At 49.0% G+C, this 19,583-nt stretch carries 17 protein-coding genes; 4 read left to right on the top strand and 13 right to left on the bottom strand.

Annotated elements, in window-relative coordinates:
* Window positions 1-33: 33 nt before the first annotated feature.
* Entirely contained in the window at window positions 34-633 is a 600-nt protein-coding gene (locus H608_RS0104670) for a Crp/Fnr family transcriptional regulator (RefSeq protein ID WP_051268041.1), read from the bottom strand.
* An 82-nt stretch (window positions 634-715) separates the two neighbouring features.
* Here H608_RS0104670 and bla point away from each other — a divergent pair, with 82 nt between their 5' ends.
* Window positions 716-1,606 carry a subclass B3 metallo-beta-lactamase gene (gene bla / locus H608_RS0104665; protein ID WP_028786659.1) on the top strand — a complete coding sequence of 297 codons (891 nt, stop codon included), beginning with the start codon at window positions 716-718 and terminating at the stop codon, window positions 1,604-1,606.
* A 136-nt stretch (window positions 1,607-1,742) separates the two neighbouring features.
* Window positions 1,743-2,474 carry a hypothetical protein gene (locus tag H608_RS0104660; RefSeq protein WP_028786658.1) on the top strand — a complete coding sequence of 244 codons (732 nt, stop codon included), beginning with the start codon at window positions 1,743-1,745 and terminating at the stop codon, window positions 2,472-2,474.
* Here H608_RS0104660 and H608_RS0104655 read toward each other — a convergent pair whose 3' ends face one another.
* The 7 genes from H608_RS0104655 to H608_RS0104625 form a co-directional block, all read right to left on the bottom strand.
* On the bottom strand, window positions 2,475-3,176 hold the full coding sequence (locus H608_RS0104655) for a LytR/AlgR family response regulator transcription factor (RefSeq protein ID WP_028786657.1): 702 nt from the start codon (window positions 3,174-3,176) through the stop codon (window positions 2,475-2,477). It lies immediately after the preceding gene.
* On the bottom strand, window positions 3,173-4,273 hold the full coding sequence (locus tag H608_RS0104650; RefSeq protein WP_081658794.1) for a sensor histidine kinase: 1,101 nt from the start codon (window positions 4,271-4,273) through the stop codon (window positions 3,173-3,175). The genes H608_RS0104655 and H608_RS0104650 overlap by 4 nt, the downstream gene beginning before the upstream one ends.
* Window positions 4,270-5,085 carry a CPBP family intramembrane glutamic endopeptidase gene (locus tag H608_RS0104645; RefSeq protein WP_028786655.1) on the bottom strand — a complete coding sequence of 272 codons (816 nt, stop codon included), beginning with the start codon at window positions 5,083-5,085 and terminating at the stop codon, window positions 4,270-4,272. The genes H608_RS0104650 and H608_RS0104645 overlap by 4 nt, the downstream gene beginning before the upstream one ends.
* A gap of 1 nt (window position 5,086) precedes the next feature.
* A complete protein-coding gene (locus H608_RS23425) occupies window positions 5,087-5,893 on the bottom strand; it encodes a CPBP family intramembrane glutamic endopeptidase (RefSeq protein WP_028786654.1) in 807 nt (268 codons plus the stop codon).
* Between the two features lie 108 nt (window positions 5,894-6,001).
* Window positions 6,002-6,466, bottom strand: a complete 465-nt coding sequence (locus tag H608_RS0104635) for a DUF6265 family protein (RefSeq protein WP_028786653.1) — start codon at window positions 6,464-6,466, stop codon at window positions 6,002-6,004.
* A 67-nt stretch (window positions 6,467-6,533) separates the two neighbouring features.
* Entirely contained in the window at window positions 6,534-7,343 is an 810-nt protein-coding gene (locus H608_RS0104630) for a helix-turn-helix domain-containing protein (protein WP_028786652.1), read from the bottom strand.
* A gap of 113 nt (window positions 7,344-7,456) precedes the next feature.
* Window positions 7,457-7,858 (bottom strand): winged helix-turn-helix transcriptional regulator, encoded by a 402-nt coding sequence (locus tag H608_RS0104625; RefSeq protein WP_028786651.1) that lies wholly within the window; start codon window positions 7,856-7,858, stop codon window positions 7,457-7,459.
* A 79-nt stretch (window positions 7,859-7,937) separates the two neighbouring features.
* Between H608_RS0104625 and H608_RS0104620 the strand changes: the two genes are divergently transcribed.
* Window positions 7,938-8,816: an NmrA family NAD(P)-binding protein gene (locus H608_RS0104620; RefSeq protein WP_028786650.1), complete on the top strand. Its 879-nt coding sequence runs from the start codon at window positions 7,938-7,940 to the stop codon at window positions 8,814-8,816.
* A gap of 366 nt (window positions 8,817-9,182) precedes the next feature.
* Here H608_RS0104620 and H608_RS0104610 read toward each other — a convergent pair whose 3' ends face one another.
* From H608_RS0104610 to H608_RS24325, 4 genes are all read right to left on the bottom strand, one after another.
* Entirely contained in the window at window positions 9,183-11,618 is a 2,436-nt protein-coding gene (locus tag H608_RS0104610; RefSeq protein ID WP_028786648.1) for a heavy metal translocating P-type ATPase, read from the bottom strand.
* Window positions 11,619-11,821: 203 nt separating this feature from the next.
* Window positions 11,822-13,051 (bottom strand): efflux RND transporter periplasmic adaptor subunit, encoded by a 1,230-nt coding sequence (locus tag H608_RS0104605; RefSeq protein ID WP_028786647.1) that lies wholly within the window; start codon window positions 13,049-13,051, stop codon window positions 11,822-11,824.
* A gap of 10 nt (window positions 13,052-13,061) precedes the next feature.
* Window positions 13,062-17,363, bottom strand: coding sequence for a CusA/CzcA family heavy metal efflux RND transporter (locus H608_RS0104600; protein WP_028786646.1), 4,302 nt, complete (start codon window positions 17,361-17,363; stop codon window positions 13,062-13,064).
* 127 nt (window positions 17,364-17,490) lie between these two features.
* Window positions 17,491-17,811 carry a DUF6660 family protein gene (locus H608_RS24325; protein WP_155990052.1) on the bottom strand — a complete coding sequence of 107 codons (321 nt, stop codon included), beginning with the start codon at window positions 17,809-17,811 and terminating at the stop codon, window positions 17,491-17,493.
* Between the two features lie 120 nt (window positions 17,812-17,931).
* Here H608_RS24325 and H608_RS21270 point away from each other — a divergent pair, with 120 nt between their 5' ends.
* The gene (locus H608_RS21270; RefSeq protein ID WP_155990051.1) at window positions 17,932-19,227 is read left to right on the top strand and encodes an Ig-like domain-containing domain; all 1,296 of its coding nucleotides are present in this window, start codon (window positions 17,932-17,934) and stop codon (window positions 19,225-19,227) included.
* Here H608_RS21270 and H608_RS0104585 read toward each other — a convergent pair.
* Window positions 19,220-19,567: a hypothetical protein gene (locus tag H608_RS0104585; protein ID WP_155990050.1), complete on the bottom strand. Its 348-nt coding sequence runs from the start codon at window positions 19,565-19,567 to the stop codon at window positions 19,220-19,222. The two genes, H608_RS21270 and H608_RS0104585, sit on opposite strands and share 8 nt — an antisense overlap.
* Window positions 19,568-19,583: the final 16 nt, after the last annotated feature.

The raw sequence follows: 19,583 nt of genomic DNA, 5'->3' as shown, positions 1-19,583 counted from the left end.
AAGGGCCATGGCTGTTTATTCACAATTGACGATTCACGATTCACGATTGACAATTCGCCGTTTCATTCTCGAAAACGACTCAGGCGCTATGCCTAAATAACTCGCAATATATTTCTGCGGCACGCGCGCTATCAACTCCGGGCGCTGCTGCAATAAATAACCGTACCGTTCTTCAGGCGACAATAAAATAAATCTTTTCAGTTCCTCCTGTGTTTGACCCAGGTCCGCTTCTATCATTTTCCCGATGATCTCGCGTAGTGCGGGTATCTGTTCCAGCATTTCCCCGCCTCCGTTCATTTCTCCGCGAATTACCATACACTCTTCCATGCACTCCAGGTAATGATCGGAGAACCGGTTGTCCGGACCGGCCGAAAAGGACACCACGCCCTGGTGTTCGGTAAAGAAATTGATCGTTTTTTCCACACCTTCATCATTTACATATTGACGAATGCAGCCCTTCAACACAAAATAACAATAGTTCAGTGGCTGCCCTTCCCGGATCAATATACTTCCTTTCGGAAAAGTAATTGTTTGCAATTCGTCTATCAATTGCGACTTATGGTCTGCTAACGACGGAAATCCGTCAAGGAACAGCTCCAACTCATTTTTACCGGGATCCACATTGCTGCCCATACACACAAGTTTTATGAAAGATAAAGAAAGAAATATTATCAACAATCACCTGTGAATTAAGGAAATCTAATAGTTTTATAGCATGAAACGTTTGTTGTTTTTTATCGTGATTTTATGTGGTTCCTGCCTTTCAGCGAAAGCCCAGACCGTGAAGGAACCCAAACCTTATACGCAGGATTGGGCCAAACCTTATGCTCCATTCCGCATAGCGGGCAACCTGTATTATGTAGGTACCTATGATCTGGCCTGTTACCTCGTTACTTCGCCGCAGGGACATATCCTGATCAATACCGGCCTTGCAGCATCTGCTGATATGATCCGCAAGAGCGTGGAGCAACTCGGGTTTAAATTCAGTGATATAAAAATATTATTGACCACGCAGGCACATTACGATCACCTCGGTGCTATGGCCGCCATACAGGACATGACCGGGGCACGTTTTTTCGTCGACCGCGGCGATTCGGCAGTGGTGGTCGACGGCGGCACTTCGGATTATGCATTGGGTGGCGACAACCCTGTTTTTCGACCCGTACGTATCGATAAATTACTCAACGACGGCGATACCATCAGCCTCGGCAATAACCACCTGAAGATGTTGCACCATCCGGGGCATACGCAAGGCTCCTGCAGTTTCCTGCTCGATGTTAAAGATGAACAGAAAACCTGGCATGTCCTTATCGCCAACATTCCAACGATTGTTACCGACAAACATTTCAACGATATTCCCGCCTATCCCCATATCGCCGAAGATTATGCTTATACGTTGGACGCCATGAAGGCACTTCGTTTCGATATATGGGTGGCTTCACATGCCGGCCAGTTCGACCTGCACAAAAAGCACAAGCCCGGTGCCCGCTATAATCCTGCTGCTTTCAGCGATCGCGCAGGTTATGATGAAGCGCTCAAAGATTGTCGCGAAGACTTTGAAAAGTCTACCGCCAACAAAATGGAACAGCGAAAAATTACCCGTTGACGGTTAATGCTTTTCCGCTGATTGTTAACTGTCGTTCATAGTTATATTCCTGTGTCTGCGGGCTTTCCGGTTTTCACTCCTGTTACAAAGCTGCGTTTCAAACGTATTACCATCAAACTAACTAAACCAAGTTATTATGATGGACAAAAACGTATTGCAGCAACTAGAGGAACTGAAAAAGAATTACAAAAAGCTAAAAACCATTATAGCGGTATCGGCCTGTCTGCTGATGACAGGCTTGCTGACATTGAGTTTTGTCAGGGAAAACAAATTCGGGCTGATCAGGGCCAAAGGTATTATCATCGAAGATGAAACCGGCCGCGACCGTATTCTCATCGGAGCACCCATTCCTCCTTCCAAAGACCGCGTGCGGACAGATACCGCGCTGGTCAGAAAATTCTGGGCCGGCAAATTCCGCGATCCCAATCAATACATGAAATGGTACGCATCCTATAAAAATTCTGCTGAGGGAATTGTATTCATGAACGACAAAGGGTTTGATGTGGTGCAGGTAGGCGACAATCTTTCCGATGCCAATGTGGGCGTACGCATGTTCCGCTCCACGGGCATCTTGTGGAATACACAGGATGGATGGGAACGCGGCGGTGCCGGTGTCAATACCACCAAAGACGGTAAATCAAGACCCGTCATCGGACTGGATGATGATTCCGGTGAAGCCATGCACATGGTTTGTCTCGAAGACGGCAGCAAAGCGCTGATCATCGGCGACGAAAATGGCTCCATGAGAATCGGAACGGCATCAAAGGAAGGAGAATTGTTTCAGAACAAAACCCGTTTCACCGGCGTCCGGTATTTTGATAAAACAGGGAAACTGGTATGGGAGCAGCAGATGAATGCGACGAAATAACTAGCCTGTTTTTATCCGCCGGAAGAAATCGTCCCTGTAGCTGTTCCCCACCGGAATGGCTGCAGTGGCGGTTTCAAGCGTATTGCCATTGATGGCGCTGATCTGTGACAACTGTACAATGTAGGACCGGTGCACACGCATGAACGATGCTGCCGGCAACATCTCTTCAAATGTTTTCAGTTGCATACCCGCCAGCAGCCGTTTGCCATTCGTCATGTAAAGCGAACAGAAATCCCGCTCGGCCTGTATATAAACGATATCTGCGAAAGCTACTTTGATCAGCTTCAGGTTTTGGCGGAGAAAAAAATGATCTGTTTGAACCGGTGCCGGTTTTGCATGAAGCTGCAATCGTTCGCGCACACGTTGCACCGCCTGGTAGAAGCGTTCAAAACTGACCGGCTTCAACAGGTAGTCGACCGAATTTAGTTCAAATCCTTCCACCGCATGATTATCGTAAGCGGTGGTAAAAATCACGAGTGGCGGGTTCCGCAACGAACGCAGGAATTCCGTACCCGTGATCACCGGCATGTGGATATCAAGAAAGAGTAAATCTATTTCGTGTTCGTACAAGGCTTCCGTTGCTTCAGCAGCGTTGCGGCATTCCTGTACCAGTTGAAGTTCGGGCAGCTTCGAGATATGCACTCTCAACACGTCACGCGCAATCGGTTCATCGTCTATTATCAGGCATTTGATCGGGTTCATGTCAGTGTTAATTGAATGGTTGCCGTATATGTGTCGCTGCTGGTCCTCACTTCGTAATAATGAAGCCCCGGGTAGTAGAGGATGAGTCTTTTATGAAGGTTGTTCAACCCGATGCCTCCTGCTGTTGCAGGTTGATAATCGGGAGAGATGGTATTGGTGACACTGAAATACAGGCCGGCCTTCTGTACTTCAAGATGAATGAGTATAAACGATCCTGGTTGATCAGGGCAAAATTTAAAGGCATTTTCCAGCAGGGGCATGAAGAGAATGGGTGCGATCTGGTAGGCGTGCTGATCGATCGAATGGGTAAACTCCAGTGTTGTATAGTTTAACCGTACCCGTTCCAGTTCTGCATAATCCGCCATCAATTTGATCTCCCGGCCAAGCGCCATGTATTGCTTGTTGGACTCATAAAGCAGGTAGCGCAGCAGGTCCGACAAACGTGTCACCAGGCTGGCCGATTTTTCCTGTTTGCCGGAAAGAATGAGGCCGTAGATATTGTTCATCGAATTGAACAGAAAATGCGGATTTAATTGCGCTTTCAAAAAATTAAATTCCAATTCAATATTTTCTTTTGCCAGTTGCAATGCTTTTGTCTGCTGCCGCCATCCGTTCAGCGCAAATTTAATACAGAGCGGAATACTCAGCATCAGCAGCAGCGATACAGGTGTGCCGAGCGTAACGAAACGTTTAAGAAAGATATTGATCAGGTCAGACGTGATCAGCGCATAGTACGCCGGTTGTGTCACCCTTAGGTCGGCCAGGCAGGAAGGACATGCTGTTATCAATTGCTGTTCGGTCCACGCGTCTGCAAGAGTGTAAATAATCACTACCGATACCATGATAAAAAAACTCAGCAGGTATTTTTTCTTCAGAACAAGCGGCCATAGCAGGTAAATGATGAAGTAGTAGACCCCGGCAGCAAAAAGGGTATTGGCCAGTATCAACAGTATCGTGAGCGAAAAAGGAAACTGGCTGTATACATTGAACGTGATAGCCGTTAGATACAGGCGTGCCGCAAAAAATAGTATCCAGAACAGCACATGCATGACCAATCGCTGTCTGAAGCCCGGATTATGCAGGAAGGAAATAGTCATATTACTTTTCTTTTTGCCGGCACAGCATTGCCGCCTGTAATTTTGCCGTAATAAAGATAGAGGAACAGAATGGTTATGGTGGCGGTGATAAAAAAAGCGATCATCCCGGTTATTTCCGCTTGTAGCGCGTAACCTTTTTCAACGGAGATGATGTTATAACCAGGCATATTTTTTAAGCCCCACAGCCATTGTCCGGTATTCCAGCCAAAATGCAAGCCGAGTGGCAAGCCAATGCCTTTGCTTTTTACAGCAGCTATACCATACAGCAGGGCACCCATTCCGGATCCGATTACTGCAGTAATCAGGTTCATTCCTCCCAGTAAATGTTCCAGTACAAAAATAAGCAGGATGAAGATTTGGCCGGGTACAGGGCCTGCCGTCCGGCATAACGCCTGAAGTGCGCAGGAACGAAAAACAATTTCTTCCCGCAATGCAAGCAATAGAAAGAGCAATGCATAACTGATTGCTAAGGAAAACGGCAGGGCATTGGTAGTGATGGTTATATGTCCCCATGTTTTTAATGCCCATAGCTGAACGGTGGCCATCCCCAGGCCTGTACCAATGCCCGCGCTGAGGCGGTAAATGGTTTTTGCGTCAGGAATTAAACCCGCATTGTGCAGGGATAGCGGTTCCGTCTTGCAGAAAACGTAAACAAGTACGAGCGTGCCTGCTACAGCCAGCATGAGCCTGATATGCCTGGCCATACCTGTTGAAGCGAGGCTGTCTGCGGCAATGAACACTAATACCGTCAGCAGGTAAAAGACGATGACACGTAAAAATGTCCTGGTATTATTGGTAATAAGGGCTGCCATATTAAGCTATTGTTGATGATTGAGGCTGACGGAGATTCCGGCCCATAAACAATAACAGCACAATGGCGAGGGATACTACCAATAAGTAAGGAGCTATCACATTCAGAAAATTGTAATCCGCAACATGACCGGAAACAATAACAAGACTATCGGGTGTAGTACCGGGCTGTGTTCGTGGTATCAACGCCTGTGCATAGTTCCAGCCGCAATGCAAACCGATCGGGAGCATCAGGTTGCGCGTCCGGATATAGGCGAGGCCAAACAATAGCGAACCCATTCCGGTGCAAAGCATGGTGATGAAGATTTCCCCGCCACTCATGCCTTGCTTCACATGCATGAGGCCGAAAGGAATGGCAATGGCCAGTTGTGCAATCCACGGAGCGTAACGTTGCAGCATTACCTGGAAGGGGAAACCGCGGAAAACAGCTTCCTGCACAAAAGCCGACCAGAGACAGAAGATAAAGGTGAGTAAAATAAGCGGGAGGGAGGGGTGACGATTGAACTGCCAACTGTCACCGGTCAACAAAAAAGTGATAAATGCGGTTACCAAAAGCATGCAAATTCCGCAGGCCAGTCCCGCAGCAAACTGTATTAAATGTTGCCGGCGTTGCGGAAAGAAGCCGCAACCAATGGTTGCCTTGCGCAGGGAACCCGTAAATGCCATGGCCGCTAATACCGCTATGGCCAGGAAGAACGAAAAGTCATTCAGGACGGTGACGGTACCTGCGAGCAGGGTGCCTAACCAGAGAATAATAAAATAAACGGATACTTTTATCCAGGCCGGCAATGTCTTTAATGCGCTGATCATCTTTTTTAGTACAAATAGCGCCCAATGCGACAGCCTGCACAAAAGATATCTGCGAACGGTTAATTATTTCCGGCGAATGAAGCGTTGAGGGCAACGAAAAAAAACGGATCAACGGATTTTTTTCATCGGAAATACCTGCCTGCGTTCCCGGCCCTGCAACGTGCCGCCGATCGAGGCTACCAGCGAATCGGGACGGATCAGTTTGTAAGAGATCCATTGCGGAAAATCATGCGCAGGATTGGTAAATAATAATTCATTGTCCTTCACCACCGTGGCCGCAAAGCGAACAGCCTGACCGCCGTTCTGATCCTGTACGGTTGGAATATAGAAAAGACTGTCCCGTTCCCGGGTCAGCCGGATCGTTTCCATTGGTACAGTATCTTTTTCGTGCAAACGATAAGAGTGGCCGAGCAGCAAGCTGTCGTTTGCCGTTTCCCATGTTTCAAAAATACTGCCTCTCGCGGTTTTGTATTCCCAGGTGCCGGTAAGCCATTTAGCCGGATGGGTCTGGTTGTGCATAAATGGCAGCAACAGGCATAACAGGATCGTAAAAGCGAAATTATTTCTTTTCATAAATGCATTCTTTTTGGTTTGGCAAAAAGAAGAAATAGTGTGCAGATCGAATTGTACAAATGCGTCATCAGTCCTGCGTACCGTAAAATAAGGACGACATCCGGAGATTGTCGCCATAAAATTCCCGTGGCGTATAACCCGTAAATTCTTTGAAGTCGCGGATAAAATGCGCCTGGTCATAATATTCACCGTCGTAAGCCAGTGCCGTAAAGGAAGAGAACTGTCCGTCGAGCAGGCGGCGGATCACGGACTGAAAACGGATGATCCGCCCGAGTTGTTTGGGACTCAATCCCACGCTTGCCGAAAAGCGTCGTTCCAGTTGGCGCCGGTCGATGGGCAGCGGTTGGCAGATATCTTTTACGGTTACCCGGCCGTTCGCTTCGAGCAGCGTATCCACAGCTCTTGCCACAATTTCATCGGATGACCCGAGCCGCAGATTCAAAAAGTTCTCGATAATGGCAATGCGGTCATGCACCGACGAAGCTGTATGTATTTGCCGTTCCAGCGCCAGGCCGTCTTCTCCGTACAATTGCTCCAACGCGACTGCGCGATTTTCCAGTTCCTTCAACGGAACAGAAAGCCAGGGAAGCAATCCTTCATGCTGAAAACGAACGGCGAAAATAGCGGTCCTGCCCGTGGGTTCGATCGTCAAGGGACGCGTAAGTTGCCCGATCACAAAGGAGCGTGGCTGAATGATACTGGTATTATCGGGCAGGTATTGTTGATACAGATCACCGAGATGAAAAATCATTTCCATGCGGCCATCGGGAACAATGGTTTGTTTTGCCGCGGGACTATCAGCGTCGTCGTCGAGTGTCCAGTAACAATCGATCAGATCGGAAAGGCCGGGTGCTGGAGAAAAAGTCTGGTACTGCATGGAAAGGCAAATAGTAGTTGGTTTTCTTTTTTGGGCGTGTCCGCGCCTGCGGCGCGGCCGGGCTATGCAGGGCTTTGGTACCGGCTTTAGCCGGTACTTCCCCTTTCTATCCCTCACGCAGCAATAGCCGCTTTTGATTTGCGCGTCGCCTTTTCTTTAAAACTTCCTTTGATATCCTTAAAAGCCCATTCTGCCATGGCACGGATCACCGGTTGCAATCCATGTCCTGCAGCGGTGAGCCGGTAAGTAACATAGGGCGGCACCACCGGCCGCGCCTCGCGGATCACAAGGTTGTCCTGCTCCAATTGTTTAAGATGCTGGATCAGCATTTTCTCCGTGATGGCGGGTATGGCTTTTTTTAATTCGCTGTAGCGTTTGTCACCGGCCGCGAGATGATACAGGATGATCGGTTTCCAATAGCCGCCGATCTTTTCCATTACATAGGTCACCGGGCATTCGGCCTGCGCAATGCGCTTATTGGCCTGAATAGTTGATTGTTCTTTCACTGCTGCCATGATACATACTTTGGGGTAAGTACTTGTAAAAAAGTAAGTACAAAGTTAGCTTTGCTTTTCAATAAAACAAATAAATACCATGAAGATTACAATTGCAGGTTCGCTCGGTAATATCAGCAAACCGCTGGCACAAACCCTCATCGCAGCTGGCCACGATATAACAGTTATCAGCAGCCAGGATGCCCGTCGCAGCGACATTGAAGCGCTCGGTGCAAAAGCGGCTATCGGCTCCATCGATGACGCCGGTTTCCTGACCTCAGCCTTTACAGGTGCTGATGCTGTTTATACCATGACTCCGCCCAATCTCGGTGGACAAAATATCAAAGCTCATACTGCCGCCGCCGGGGAAGCGCTCGCCGAAGCTATTCGCCGCAGTGGTGTTAAACGTGTGGTGATGCTGAGCAGTATCGGCGCCGATCTCCCCGAAGGCAATGGCCCCATCGGTGGTTTGTATGCCGTTGAGCAAAGCTATCAGCAACTGAAAGAGGTGGCGGTTACTTATCTCCGTGCCGGCTATTTTTATATCAATTCCTACAATGATATTCCGCTGATCAAACACCAGGATATCCTTGGCGGCAACTATCCGGCCGGTACCAAAATCCCCTTCGTTCATCCGGAAGATATCGCCGCAGCCGCAGCCAAAGCTTTGCAGGAGCCGGGCAATGGTCATGAAGTGCGTTATGTGGTGAGCGACTACCGCACAGCGGCTGAAGTAGCCACGGCACTCGGCACAGCAGTGGGCAAACCCGGACTTCCCTGGGTTGAATTCACCGATGAACAGTCACTGGAAGGGATGAAAGCGGCGGGCGTTCCCGAAGAAATTGCCGGTTTGTATACGGAGATGGGCGCAGGTTTCCGCAAAGGGATCATTCCCGCCGATTTCATCAAACAAGGCGCGCCGGTAACAGGAGCCATCAGGCTGGAAGAATTTGCGAAGGAATTCGCAGGCAAGTATTGAGTAATAAGTAATAAGTATTGAGTGATAAGTTTAAGGACTTTGCCTCTTCCCGCTTTTGAATTTTGACTTTTTACTTTTGACTTAAAACAAGAAGGGCTGAATAACCTGGAAAGGTTGCTCAGCCCTGTCTTTTAGCCCTCTAAACCAGTTCAAAGAAAAGAAGATAGTCTGCCGATTTTTCAGAATTTCGATGAGTTGCCCCCACTTTTCGATGAATGCCCGTTTTTTATAGCCCGAAAGGCATAAGATAAAAGGCATAAGGTGTAGGGTGTAAGACATAGGGTATAGGGTTGTAGGAAGACACGAGCCAAAGCGGCTGTTTATTCACGATTCACCATTGACCATTCACCATTCACCATTGACCATTCACTCTTTTGAATTATACCCGAGCAATCTCAATGCATTCATCACCACCACCAGCGTAGAACCTTCATGCGCCATCACCGCCGGTCCGATCGTTGCCACTCCGGCAATGGTGAGCGGCACAAGCAAGGCGACCATTCCCAGGCTGATAATCAGGTTCTGCCGGATGATCTGCCGCGACTTGCGGCTCAGTCCCACGGCAAAAGGCAGTAACGATAAACGATCGCCCATCAGGGCAACATCGGCAGTTTCCAATGCTACATCGCTTCCGGCTGCGCCCATGGCAATGCCAACCGTACTGCGCGCCATCGCCGGCGCATCATTGACACCGTCGCCGATCATGGCCACTTTTTTCTCGCGCTTCACCAACTCTTCCATGGCCTGCACTTTTTGTTCGGGCAACAAACCGCCGCGGGCTTCGTCGATGCCGGTTTGCGCAGCTACGGCATCTGCTACATTTTGGTTGTCGCCGCTTAACATCACCACGGTGCGGATACCTGCTTTTCTCAACTGGCGAATGGTTTCTTTGGCTTCCACGCGTGGCGTATCCATCAATCCCAGCAGACCGATGTACTCCTCATTTCTCCGGATAAGTATGATGGTGTTTCCTGCTTTTTCCGCTTCATGCACTGCATCGGTTACCGCAACGGGTGGGTTTTCTTTTTCAAACAAAGCGAGATTACCCGCTGCTATTTTTTGTCCATTGATCATAGCCTGAACGCCTTTTCCCTGTATGGCCTGTACCTGTTCCGCAGCATCGATCGTTGCGTTATTTAATTTTTCTTTTCCTCCTTTTACCACGGCCTGTGCCAGCGGATGGTCGCTGCCGGATTCGATGGATACCGCTATCTGAAGTAATTGCGCTTCAGTTATTTTATCGGACAATGTTTTTATCAATGTAAGTTTTGGCTTTCCTTCAGTAAGCGTACCGGTTTTGTCGAATGCCATAGCCTGCAAGGTGCCCAGGTCTTCCAACGGTCGTCCGCCTTTGATCAGTACACCGGCCCGTGCCGCACGTGCTATGCCGCTCAGTACCGCACTCGGCGTGGAGATCGCCAATGCGCAGGGGCTTGCAGCCACCAGCACCGACATCGCGCGGTAGAAACTTTCCCTGAACGATTCATCTATCACGAGAAACGCAAAGCAGAGCGATACCACCAATATCAATACCGAGGGGACAAAATATTTCTCAAACCGGTCGGTGAATTGTTGCGTGGGTGATTTTTGTGTTTGCGCCTCATTCACCATTTGTATCAGCCTTGCCAGCGTAGAGTCGGCGGCTTTAGCGGATACTTTTATTTCCAATGATCCATCACCGTTGATCGTGCCGGCAAATACCCGGTTTGCATCGGGTACCTTACCGTTTGTTTGTGCGTTTGCAGGGATAGCCATTTTTTCTGCCGGCATGCTTTCGCCCGTAATGGGTGCCTGGTTCACGCTGCTGCTGCCTTTTACGATTACGCCGTCTGCCGCGATCTTGCTGTGCGGTTTTACGAGAATGATGTCTCCGGTTTGCAATGTTTCAACAGCTACTTCCTTTGTTTGTCCATTTACAGAAAGCAGGGCTGTTTTGGGCCGCAGATCAGCCAGGGACGCGATGGATTTGCGTGCTTTTTCCAACGCAAAATGTTCCAGCGCATGACCCAGGCTGAAGAGAAATAATAACAACGAACCCTCAAACCAATTTCCCAATATCGCTGCGCCGGCAGCGGCTACCAGCATCAGAAAGTCTATTTCAAATCCTCCTTTGGCGATGGTCTGCACAGCTTCTTTTGCTGTATAATAGCCACCTGTGAGGTAAGCCAGGCCAAACAAAGCCAAGGTGATACCGGGATGAACGTCCGCCCATTTTTCCAATGCCCATGCCACGCCGGTAAACAGCCCGCAGATAAGACTGAAGTATAACTCACTGTTGGGTCCGAGCAGCCCTCCGTGATGATGGCCTTCTTCTCCATGCGCGTGTTCATGATCGTGCGCTGTCTGCTGCTGTGCAGGCTCAACAACGCTTAATCCCTCTTTTTTCAACAACAGCATTACTTCATCCCGGTTAGTTAACGTGTTGTCGTATTCAATCAGGATATTTCCCGTACCCGATACTGAAGCACCCAGTATTCCCTTTTTATTGCGCAGTCGTGTTTCAATAAGACTGGTCTGCCGCTGATGGCGGATGCCACGCACTTCAAGTAACAGATGGCGATAACGTTCCGTGATGCGTGCGCCGGCTTCCTTCGCGATCTTTTCCACTTCTTTAATCGTGGTTACCGACGTGTCAATGTGTAAACAAAGCTGAGCCGGTTGTTCGTCCTTAGCCGGTAGTACATGCACCTTCTCCAGTCCGGGTTCATCTTTCAATTCTTCCAGTATGCGGCGGACACAGGCATCTTTTTCGTCGGGAACGTCCGGCAACAGCAGGTCGATGTTCAGTTGTATTTTTTTCATGTTGATGAGAATACGTGAATGGTCAATGGTGAATGGTCAATGGTCAATTGTGAATAAACAGCGGTCTTGCTTCGTGTCCTCACGAGCCAGCAGAAGGTTTTACGAACAGCTTTCGAAAGTTTCAAACCCTATACCTCCCCATGGCTGTTTACCTATAACCTGCTACTTACTACTTTTTTGACTTTTTACTTTTGAATTTTGACTTAATGCCCGTGTGCGTCTTCACCGGAATTGGTCAGTTTGGCCAATACAAAAAACGCACCTTTTGTTACAATGCGGGCATTGGCAGGAATTTCCTGTAATAACGTGATCTGTGTATAACCGACCTCCGTTGTGCCACGCGCAACGGGCACTTTCTTAAAATAAACAGTTTCTCCGGCTGGCGTTGTTTCTTCGTGGTCATGACCGTGATCCGTTGCTTCTTTCCTGGCTTCGGGTTCACTTACCACAAACACATAATCCTGGCCCTGGTACGCAATGATGGCGTCGGAGGGAACCGCAGGTGTAGCAATTTTGTCAAGACTGATCAGCGCCGTGATGCTCATGCCGTCGATCAGTCCGGTTTTATCACCGATCACACGCGCATGCACGCTCACCGCTTTTGTTTCATCTTCAAAGGATGATCCCAATGAATAAATCTCCGCATCGTATTCTTTACCGGGATTATTGGTCATTGTGAAGTGAATACGCTGGTTGTTGCGCAGTTTGTTCAGGTCTTTTTCATAAACAAAAAGATCAAGGTGCAGTTGACTGTTGTCCACCACCTCCGCTACGGGCGTACTCACATCCACATAGCTACCCATTTTTGCAGTAACCGTACTCACTACACCGGATATCGGTGTGCGCAGGGAGAGAACGGATACCAGTTTACCTGCGGATAATTTGTCCGGGTCAATGCCCATCAACCGCAATTGTTGCGATAAAGCCAGCCGCCTCGTATGGAGCGCTTGCCGCTCGGCTTCTGCCGCCTGCAGATTCTTCAGAGCGCCCGCATTGCCCCGGTTGAGTTCCTGCTGACGCTGGTATTCCTGCTCTGCCAGGCGGATCCGCGCATTCACCGTCAGGTAATCTTCCTGCGTACGCATAAAATCAGGATTGCTGATGGTCGCTACTACCTGGCCTTTTTGTACATGACTACCGGGTTGCACCAGCAGGGTTTTGATCGAGCCGGCATAAACGGGACTGATAACCGCCTTGTTTTGGTTCGGCACTCTCAGCGCACCGGTCGTACGCAGCGATGCGGTCAATTGTTTTTCTTCAATAACGCCGGTCTGCAAACCAATACTACGGATCTGCTCACCGGTCATACTGATCAGCTCACTGTGTGTTTCTTCTTCCTGCACTGCGGGTGCTGCAGGCTTAACACTATCTTTTTGTCCGCAGGAAAAGAGCGCCAATGAAAGGATCAGTATCGGGAAAAAATATTTTTTCATAAAAGGAGAACTAAGGATGAAGGAAATAATCATAATGAATAACGGATTGATTGTAGGCGTTCAATTGCTCCAGGTAATTCCGTTGTATGTCGATAGCCTGGCTCAGGTACTGGGATAATTCTGCAAAGCTGATCTCACCCGCGCGATAGGCCAGTCCTGCCGCACTGATGATGGCTTCAGCCTGCCGCAGTCCGGCGTTTTCATAAAATTTCAGCAACGAATTATTTTTCTCTACTTCTTTGGCGGCCTGTTCTTTTTCCGTCTCAAATAGTTGTTGCTGATAAGCCAGTTGCTTTTGCTGCACTGCTACTTCCTGCTGCGCCGCTTTTACTTTTTGCCGCATGGCTCCTCTGCCAAATAGCGGGAATGCCGCGCTGACCGAAAAACCACTGAAGGGATCACGCATGCCATAGAGACGCTGGCTGAAAAAACGCCCCGAGAATTCCGGTCGGTTTTCATTCCTGGCCACATTGACAGAGGCGCTCGCAATATCGATCTGCTGCTGCCGCAATGCCATCAGCGGATGCAGACTATCTATAGCGCCAAGCGGGGTCAGCTTTTCAAGTTTCTTGTCTTCAGCGAGATAAACCATGTTGGTATTCAGCAGTTGCTGGAGTGCACGTTGTTGTATTTCCATGTCTCTCATTACCTGCTGGCGTTGCGCTTCGATCTCCTGCAAGCGCACATTGGCCGCAATGCTGTCAAGTCCCGGACTATCACCGGTTTTTACTTTGAGCGTGGCCGCCTGCGCAAGCGAGCGGTACAAACTATCCAGCCGCATAAATAATTTTTGCTTGTCCTGTAAAAACCACAATTGATAATATACTGTGCGCGTACGCCGCCGGATGTCAGCATCGAGTTGTTTTGTATTGAGTTGATAGTAGGCCAGCTCTTCACTGTATACTTTCTTTTGTGCCGCGTACAATCCAGGCCAGGCAATGCTTTGCGTAACGCCGATTTTCAGGATGCCTTTGTTGTCGCTTGGCCGTAAATCTTCATTCTCGGCAAATACACCTGTTTTGGGTAACATACCGGCACTGCGGATAAGTGTTTGCGCACGGCTGATCTGCTGCTCATTAATGCCATATTGCAGGTTGCTGCCCGATTGCTGCAGCAATGGATCGATGCCGGTGCGCTGTTGCGCATTCAATGCGGAAAAAGAAAGCAACAGTCCGGCGATCAATGCGGAAACCGGCGGTTTCATTTTTTTCTTTTTTACGGAGTAAAATAAAATATAGAGAAGGGGTAAAACGAACAGGGTAAGAAATGTTGCCGTTACCAATCCGCCGATCACAACGGTAGCCAGCGGTTTTTGTACTTCGGCGCCTGCACCGGCAGACAAAGCCATCGGAATAAACCCGAGCGATGCTACGGTGGCAGTCATCAATACAGGCCGCAGGCGGATGCGCGTGCCTTCGATTACGCGCTGATAGATATCCTGCACGCCTTCTTTTTGCAATTGATTGAACGTACTGATGAGTACGATCCCATTCAGCACGGCCACACCGAACAAGGCAATAAAGCCAACACCGGCTGAAATGCTGAAAGGCATATCGCGCAGCAACAAAGCAAACACGCCACCGATGGCACTCATGGGAATGGCAGTAAAAATCAAAGCGGCCTCTCCGGCAGAGCGGAACGTAAAATAAAGCAACACAAAGATCAATGCCAGGGCAATGGGAACGGCAATCTTCAATCGCCCGGAGGCTTCCTGCAGATTTTCAAATGTGCCGCCGTAAGTATAATAATATCCGGTGGGCAGGAGCGAAGCGGCATCCAGCTTTTCCTGTATATTTTTTACCACGCTGCTTACATCACGGTTGGTAACGTTGAAGCCGATCACAATTCTCCTGCGGCCATCTTCCCGGCTGATCTGCGCCGGACCTTCGCGGAACTCAACACGTGCTAGTTGCGATAAAGGAATTTGTCCGCCGTCCGGCAGGGATACAAAAAGATTGCTTACATCTTCGAGTGAACGCCGGCTGGCGCTGTCGAGCCTCACCACCAGGTCAAACTGTCTTTCGTTTTCATAAATCACACCGGCAGATTGTCCGGCAAACGCAGTGCTTACCGTCTGGTTAATGTCTGCTACATTCATCCCGTACGAAGCGAGTTTTGCCCGGTCATAATCAATCGTGATCTGCGGCAGTCCTGTTGTTTTTTCAATTTGCGGAACAGAAGTGCCGGGCACGCTGCGGATGACCTGGGCTACTTTACCAGCCAGCTTCGCTAAGGTGTCGATGTTTTCTCCGAATATTTTCACCGCTACATCCTGGCGAATACCGGTCATCAGTTCATTGAAACGCATTTGTATCGGTTGGTTCGCTTCGAAGAAAACACCGGGAATGGTTTCCAGTTTTTTGCTGATCAACCGCGCCAGTTCGTTGTAATCTTTTGTTGTTGTCCATTCGCTGACCGGTTTCAGTACAATGATCAGATCCGATGCTTCGGGAGGCATGGGGTCGGTGGGCACTTCGGGTGAACCTGTTTTGGCTACCACCATTTTTACTTCGGGGAAGGAACGGATGATGCGGCTTGCCTGCATGGATGTTTCAACGCTCTGGCTCAGCGAGGTTCCCTGCGGCAGGATGCAATGAAAAGCATAATCACCTTCGCGCAACTGCGGAATGAATTCGCCACCCATGCGGCTGAAGAGCCAGATGCTTGCAATGAATAATACCACCGTAACGGTTATCACGGCTTTGCGGAAACGCATGGCCAGTTGCAGCAGTGGCGTATATCTTTTTTCCAGCCAGCTCATCATGCGATCCGATACAGATCTTTTTTGGGAAATACGTTTCGGTAAGATCAATGCCGACATCATCGGAATATAGGTGAGGGAAAGCAACAGGGCGCCGAGAATGGCAAAACTCACGGTCTGCGCCATCGGCCGAAACATTTTTCCTTCAATCCCTACCAGTGTAAGCACCGGGATGTATACAATCAAAATAATGATCTCGCCAAATGCGGCGCTGTTACGGATTTTCGAAGCAGATTGATAAACCTCTTCATCCATCTGTGCCTGCGTGAGCGGTTGTTTGTTTTTACGAATGGCCAGGTGATGCAAAGTGGCTTCCACAATGATCACGGCGCCGTCAACGATCAGGCCAAAGTCAATGGCACCAAGGCTCATAAGATTGGCGCTTACGCCAAAGGCGTGCATCATGCCCAGGGCAAATAATAATGAGAGCGGAATGGCGGAGGCTACGATCAGCCCGGCGCGTAGATTTCCCAAAAACAAAACCAGCACGAAGATCACGATCAGTGCGCCTTCCACGAGGTTGGTCTTTACGGTTCGGATGGCGCGATCGACCAGGTCGGTTCTGTCGAGAAACGGTTCAATGATCACGTCTTCCGGCAATGAACGTTGAATGGTGTTCATCTTTTCTTTTACGCGTTGCACAACAGCTGCAGAGTTGGCGCCTTTGAGCATCATCACAATCCCGCCCACTACTTCTTTTTCTCCGTTGAAGGAGAGCGCGCCGTAACGTACTGCACTACCCAGGTCAACGGTTGCCACATCTCTTACCAATACCGGAATCGCATTCACCCGCTTGATAACGATATTACGGATGTCTTCGAGGCCGCTGGCGATTCCCAGGCCACGGATGAAATAAGCATTCGGTTTTTTATCGATATAGGCACCGCCCGTATTGGCATTATTTTTCTCCAATGCGGAGAACAATTCACTTATCGTTACGTTCATGGCTTTAAGCCTTTCTGTATTGATGGCTACTTCGTATTGCTTGAGCAGGCCACCGAAGCTGTTCACTTCGGCCACACCGGGCGTACCATAAAGTTGACGTGCCACGATCCAGTCCTGCATGGTGCGCAGGTCCATAGCGGAGTATTTGTCTTCGGCGCCTTTTTTCGGATGCAGTACATATTGATATACTTCTCCCAGACCGGTACTTACCGGCGCGAGCTCCGGTTTGCCAAGCCCGGGAGGAATTCTTTCTTCTGCTTCTTTTAACCGTTCGTTGATCAACTGCCTTGCGAAATAAATATCTGTTTTGTCACTGAACACAACCGTGATCACGGACAGGCCGAAACGCGAGATGGAACGCATCTCTTCGATGTCGGGCAGATTGGCAAGGCTTTGTTCGATGGGATAAGTAACGAGTTGTTCGGTTTCCTGCGCGGCGAGGGTAGGTGTGATGGTAATCACCTGCACCTGGTTGTTGGTGATATCGGGTACGGCATCCACGGGTAACCGCGTGGCACTCCAGATACCCCAGATGATCAGCGCCAACGTAAACAACCCGATGATCAGTTTGTTTTTTATGGAAAAACGGATAATGCTGTTGAGCATAATAACAGTTTATGTCACCGGGCATACCATAATAAAAGGCCTGACGACCTGTATATACAGTTTGTCCGGATCAGGAAAGTAAACGGGAATAATTACCGGTTCACGCAACCGGCATCGGTAGAAAGGATCAACTGATCAATTGAGGAGGTTGCCATACGGGAATGGCCATCTGGCGAAGAGAACCTGAGCGGAACCCGCAGATACCGGGATGATGGTGTACTGCCGCGGTGGTAAATTCGATAGCCGGAGCCGTGACCGAACTCGTGGCACAGCAGGCGCAACTGCATAAAGGCGAACAAACGTCTTTATGATCTTCGTGCTGATGCGGGTCGTGCTGGGAGGAAAGCGTATAAATGGCGGCAGACGGCTCCGATCCCGGATTGTCCCGGCAAGGCAATATGCTCAATGCAAGCATCATGAAAGCCATAAATGAAGCGAAATACCGCATGGGTGCAAAAATAATAATTCATTATATACGTTTGGGAAATATTAAAACAACCGCGTTGCAGAAAGGATTTTAACAGGTGATGAAGACGGTTATCAATGAACGGACTATATCTTAGCGCTTATGTTTAGAATTTCTTGTGTTATCCTGCTGTTGATGACCTTATCTGTACGGGCCCAGCAGCCGGTGATTGTTTCGACGGATGTCGACCATTTCTGGCAGGCGTACGACAAAATCAGGAGTACCCCGGATACGCTGCTCCAACAAAAATATCTACAGGAACTTTACCTTGATAAAGCATCGCCCGGACTGAAAGCCCTCCGGCAGGTTCGCCGTTATGAAGCAAAAGATTACCTGGATGCTATCCGGCTTTATCCGGCATTTTGGGCCTCTCTTCGTCCAACCAGTAAACCAACGACTGCGCAAATAAAGCAGATCAAAACGGCCATCGGAAAGTTGCAGGCTATCTATCCGGCTTTGCGCCCTTCTCCCGTTTATTTTGCGGTGGGTGCTTTCCGTACCAATGGTACTATCAGTGATGGAAAGGTGTTAATCGGCGTGGAAATGGCGCTGAGCGGACGATCCATCGATACCACCGGGCTGCCTGATTTTTTCCGTACCTATTATCACAGCTATCATCCCGCTGAAACGATCGATTTGTTGTGTACGCACGAGTATGTGCACACGCAACAAAAGCTGCCTTACGATCATCTGCTGGCGAATAGTTTGTATGAAGGAGTAGCAGAGTTTGTTTCCTGCCTGGCCACCGGCAAACCCTCCACTACACCATCCTTTGTTTTTGCTGCGCAAAATGAACAACGCGTAAAGCAAAAATTCCAGGAGGATATTTTTTATCCCGACAGAATGTATAATTGGATATGGGGTACTAACCGCAATGAATTGAAAGAACGGGACCTTGGTTATTATATCGGCTATCGCACTGCCGAGACTTATTATACAAATGCAGCTGATAAAAAACGTGCGATTGCGGAAATGATCGAAATGGATTATGGGAATGACAGCGTAGTTACTTCATTCATGAATCGTTCGGGATACTTCGATAAACCGTACGAAGCATTACTTGCGGTCTATGAAAGCAAGCGTCCGAAAATAGTGGAAGTATTGCCCTTAAGTAGCGGAACGGTAAATATTCCTGCGGGTGTACAAAAATTCACTTTACGTTTTTCAAAGCCGATGAATAAACACAATACGGGTATTGATTTCGGACCGCTGGGTGAGGACTATTGCCCGAAGATTCCGGCTGCGGGCCGGGTGTGGTCGGAAGATGGCCAGAGTTGGAGCTTCGATGCGGAGTTGCAACCGGGGCGTCGATACCAGTTTGTAATCACGGCTAATTTCAGAATGGCCGATGGCACACGACTGGTTCCTTATGTATTAGACTTTACGACGGCTAAATGATAAAACGATCTGCACATATATTTATCCGGATAACGCTGATCATATTGGCAGTATGGATCAGTATTCCCTGTGCGCTACGCCGCGAGACTAAGCGACTGGTGGGAGTGCCGGTTACGGATGTCCGGTTTTCAAAACCTGCTGTTGTTTGTGCCGTACCTGTTGCCAACGAAAAAAAGAATGTGCAGGTTGCCCGTATCTCAACATACAATGCAACTGTTGCTGTTGGTGTTCTGCGGGCATACAATGTGATGCCTTTGCAGTCGCGGGCAATCCAGTCACCGGAACATTGCCCTGTTTTTTTGCGGAACCGCTGTTTGAGGATATGAGAGAATAAATGCACAGACAATTTATTCTCT

This window comes from Terrimonas ferruginea DSM 30193, assembly GCF_000425585.1.
Taxonomy (GTDB): Bacteria; Bacteroidota; Bacteroidia; order Chitinophagales; family Chitinophagaceae; genus Terrimonas; species Terrimonas ferruginea.
Note: the sequence above shows the minus strand (reverse complement) of the source record. Positions and strands in the feature narration are given on the sequence as shown.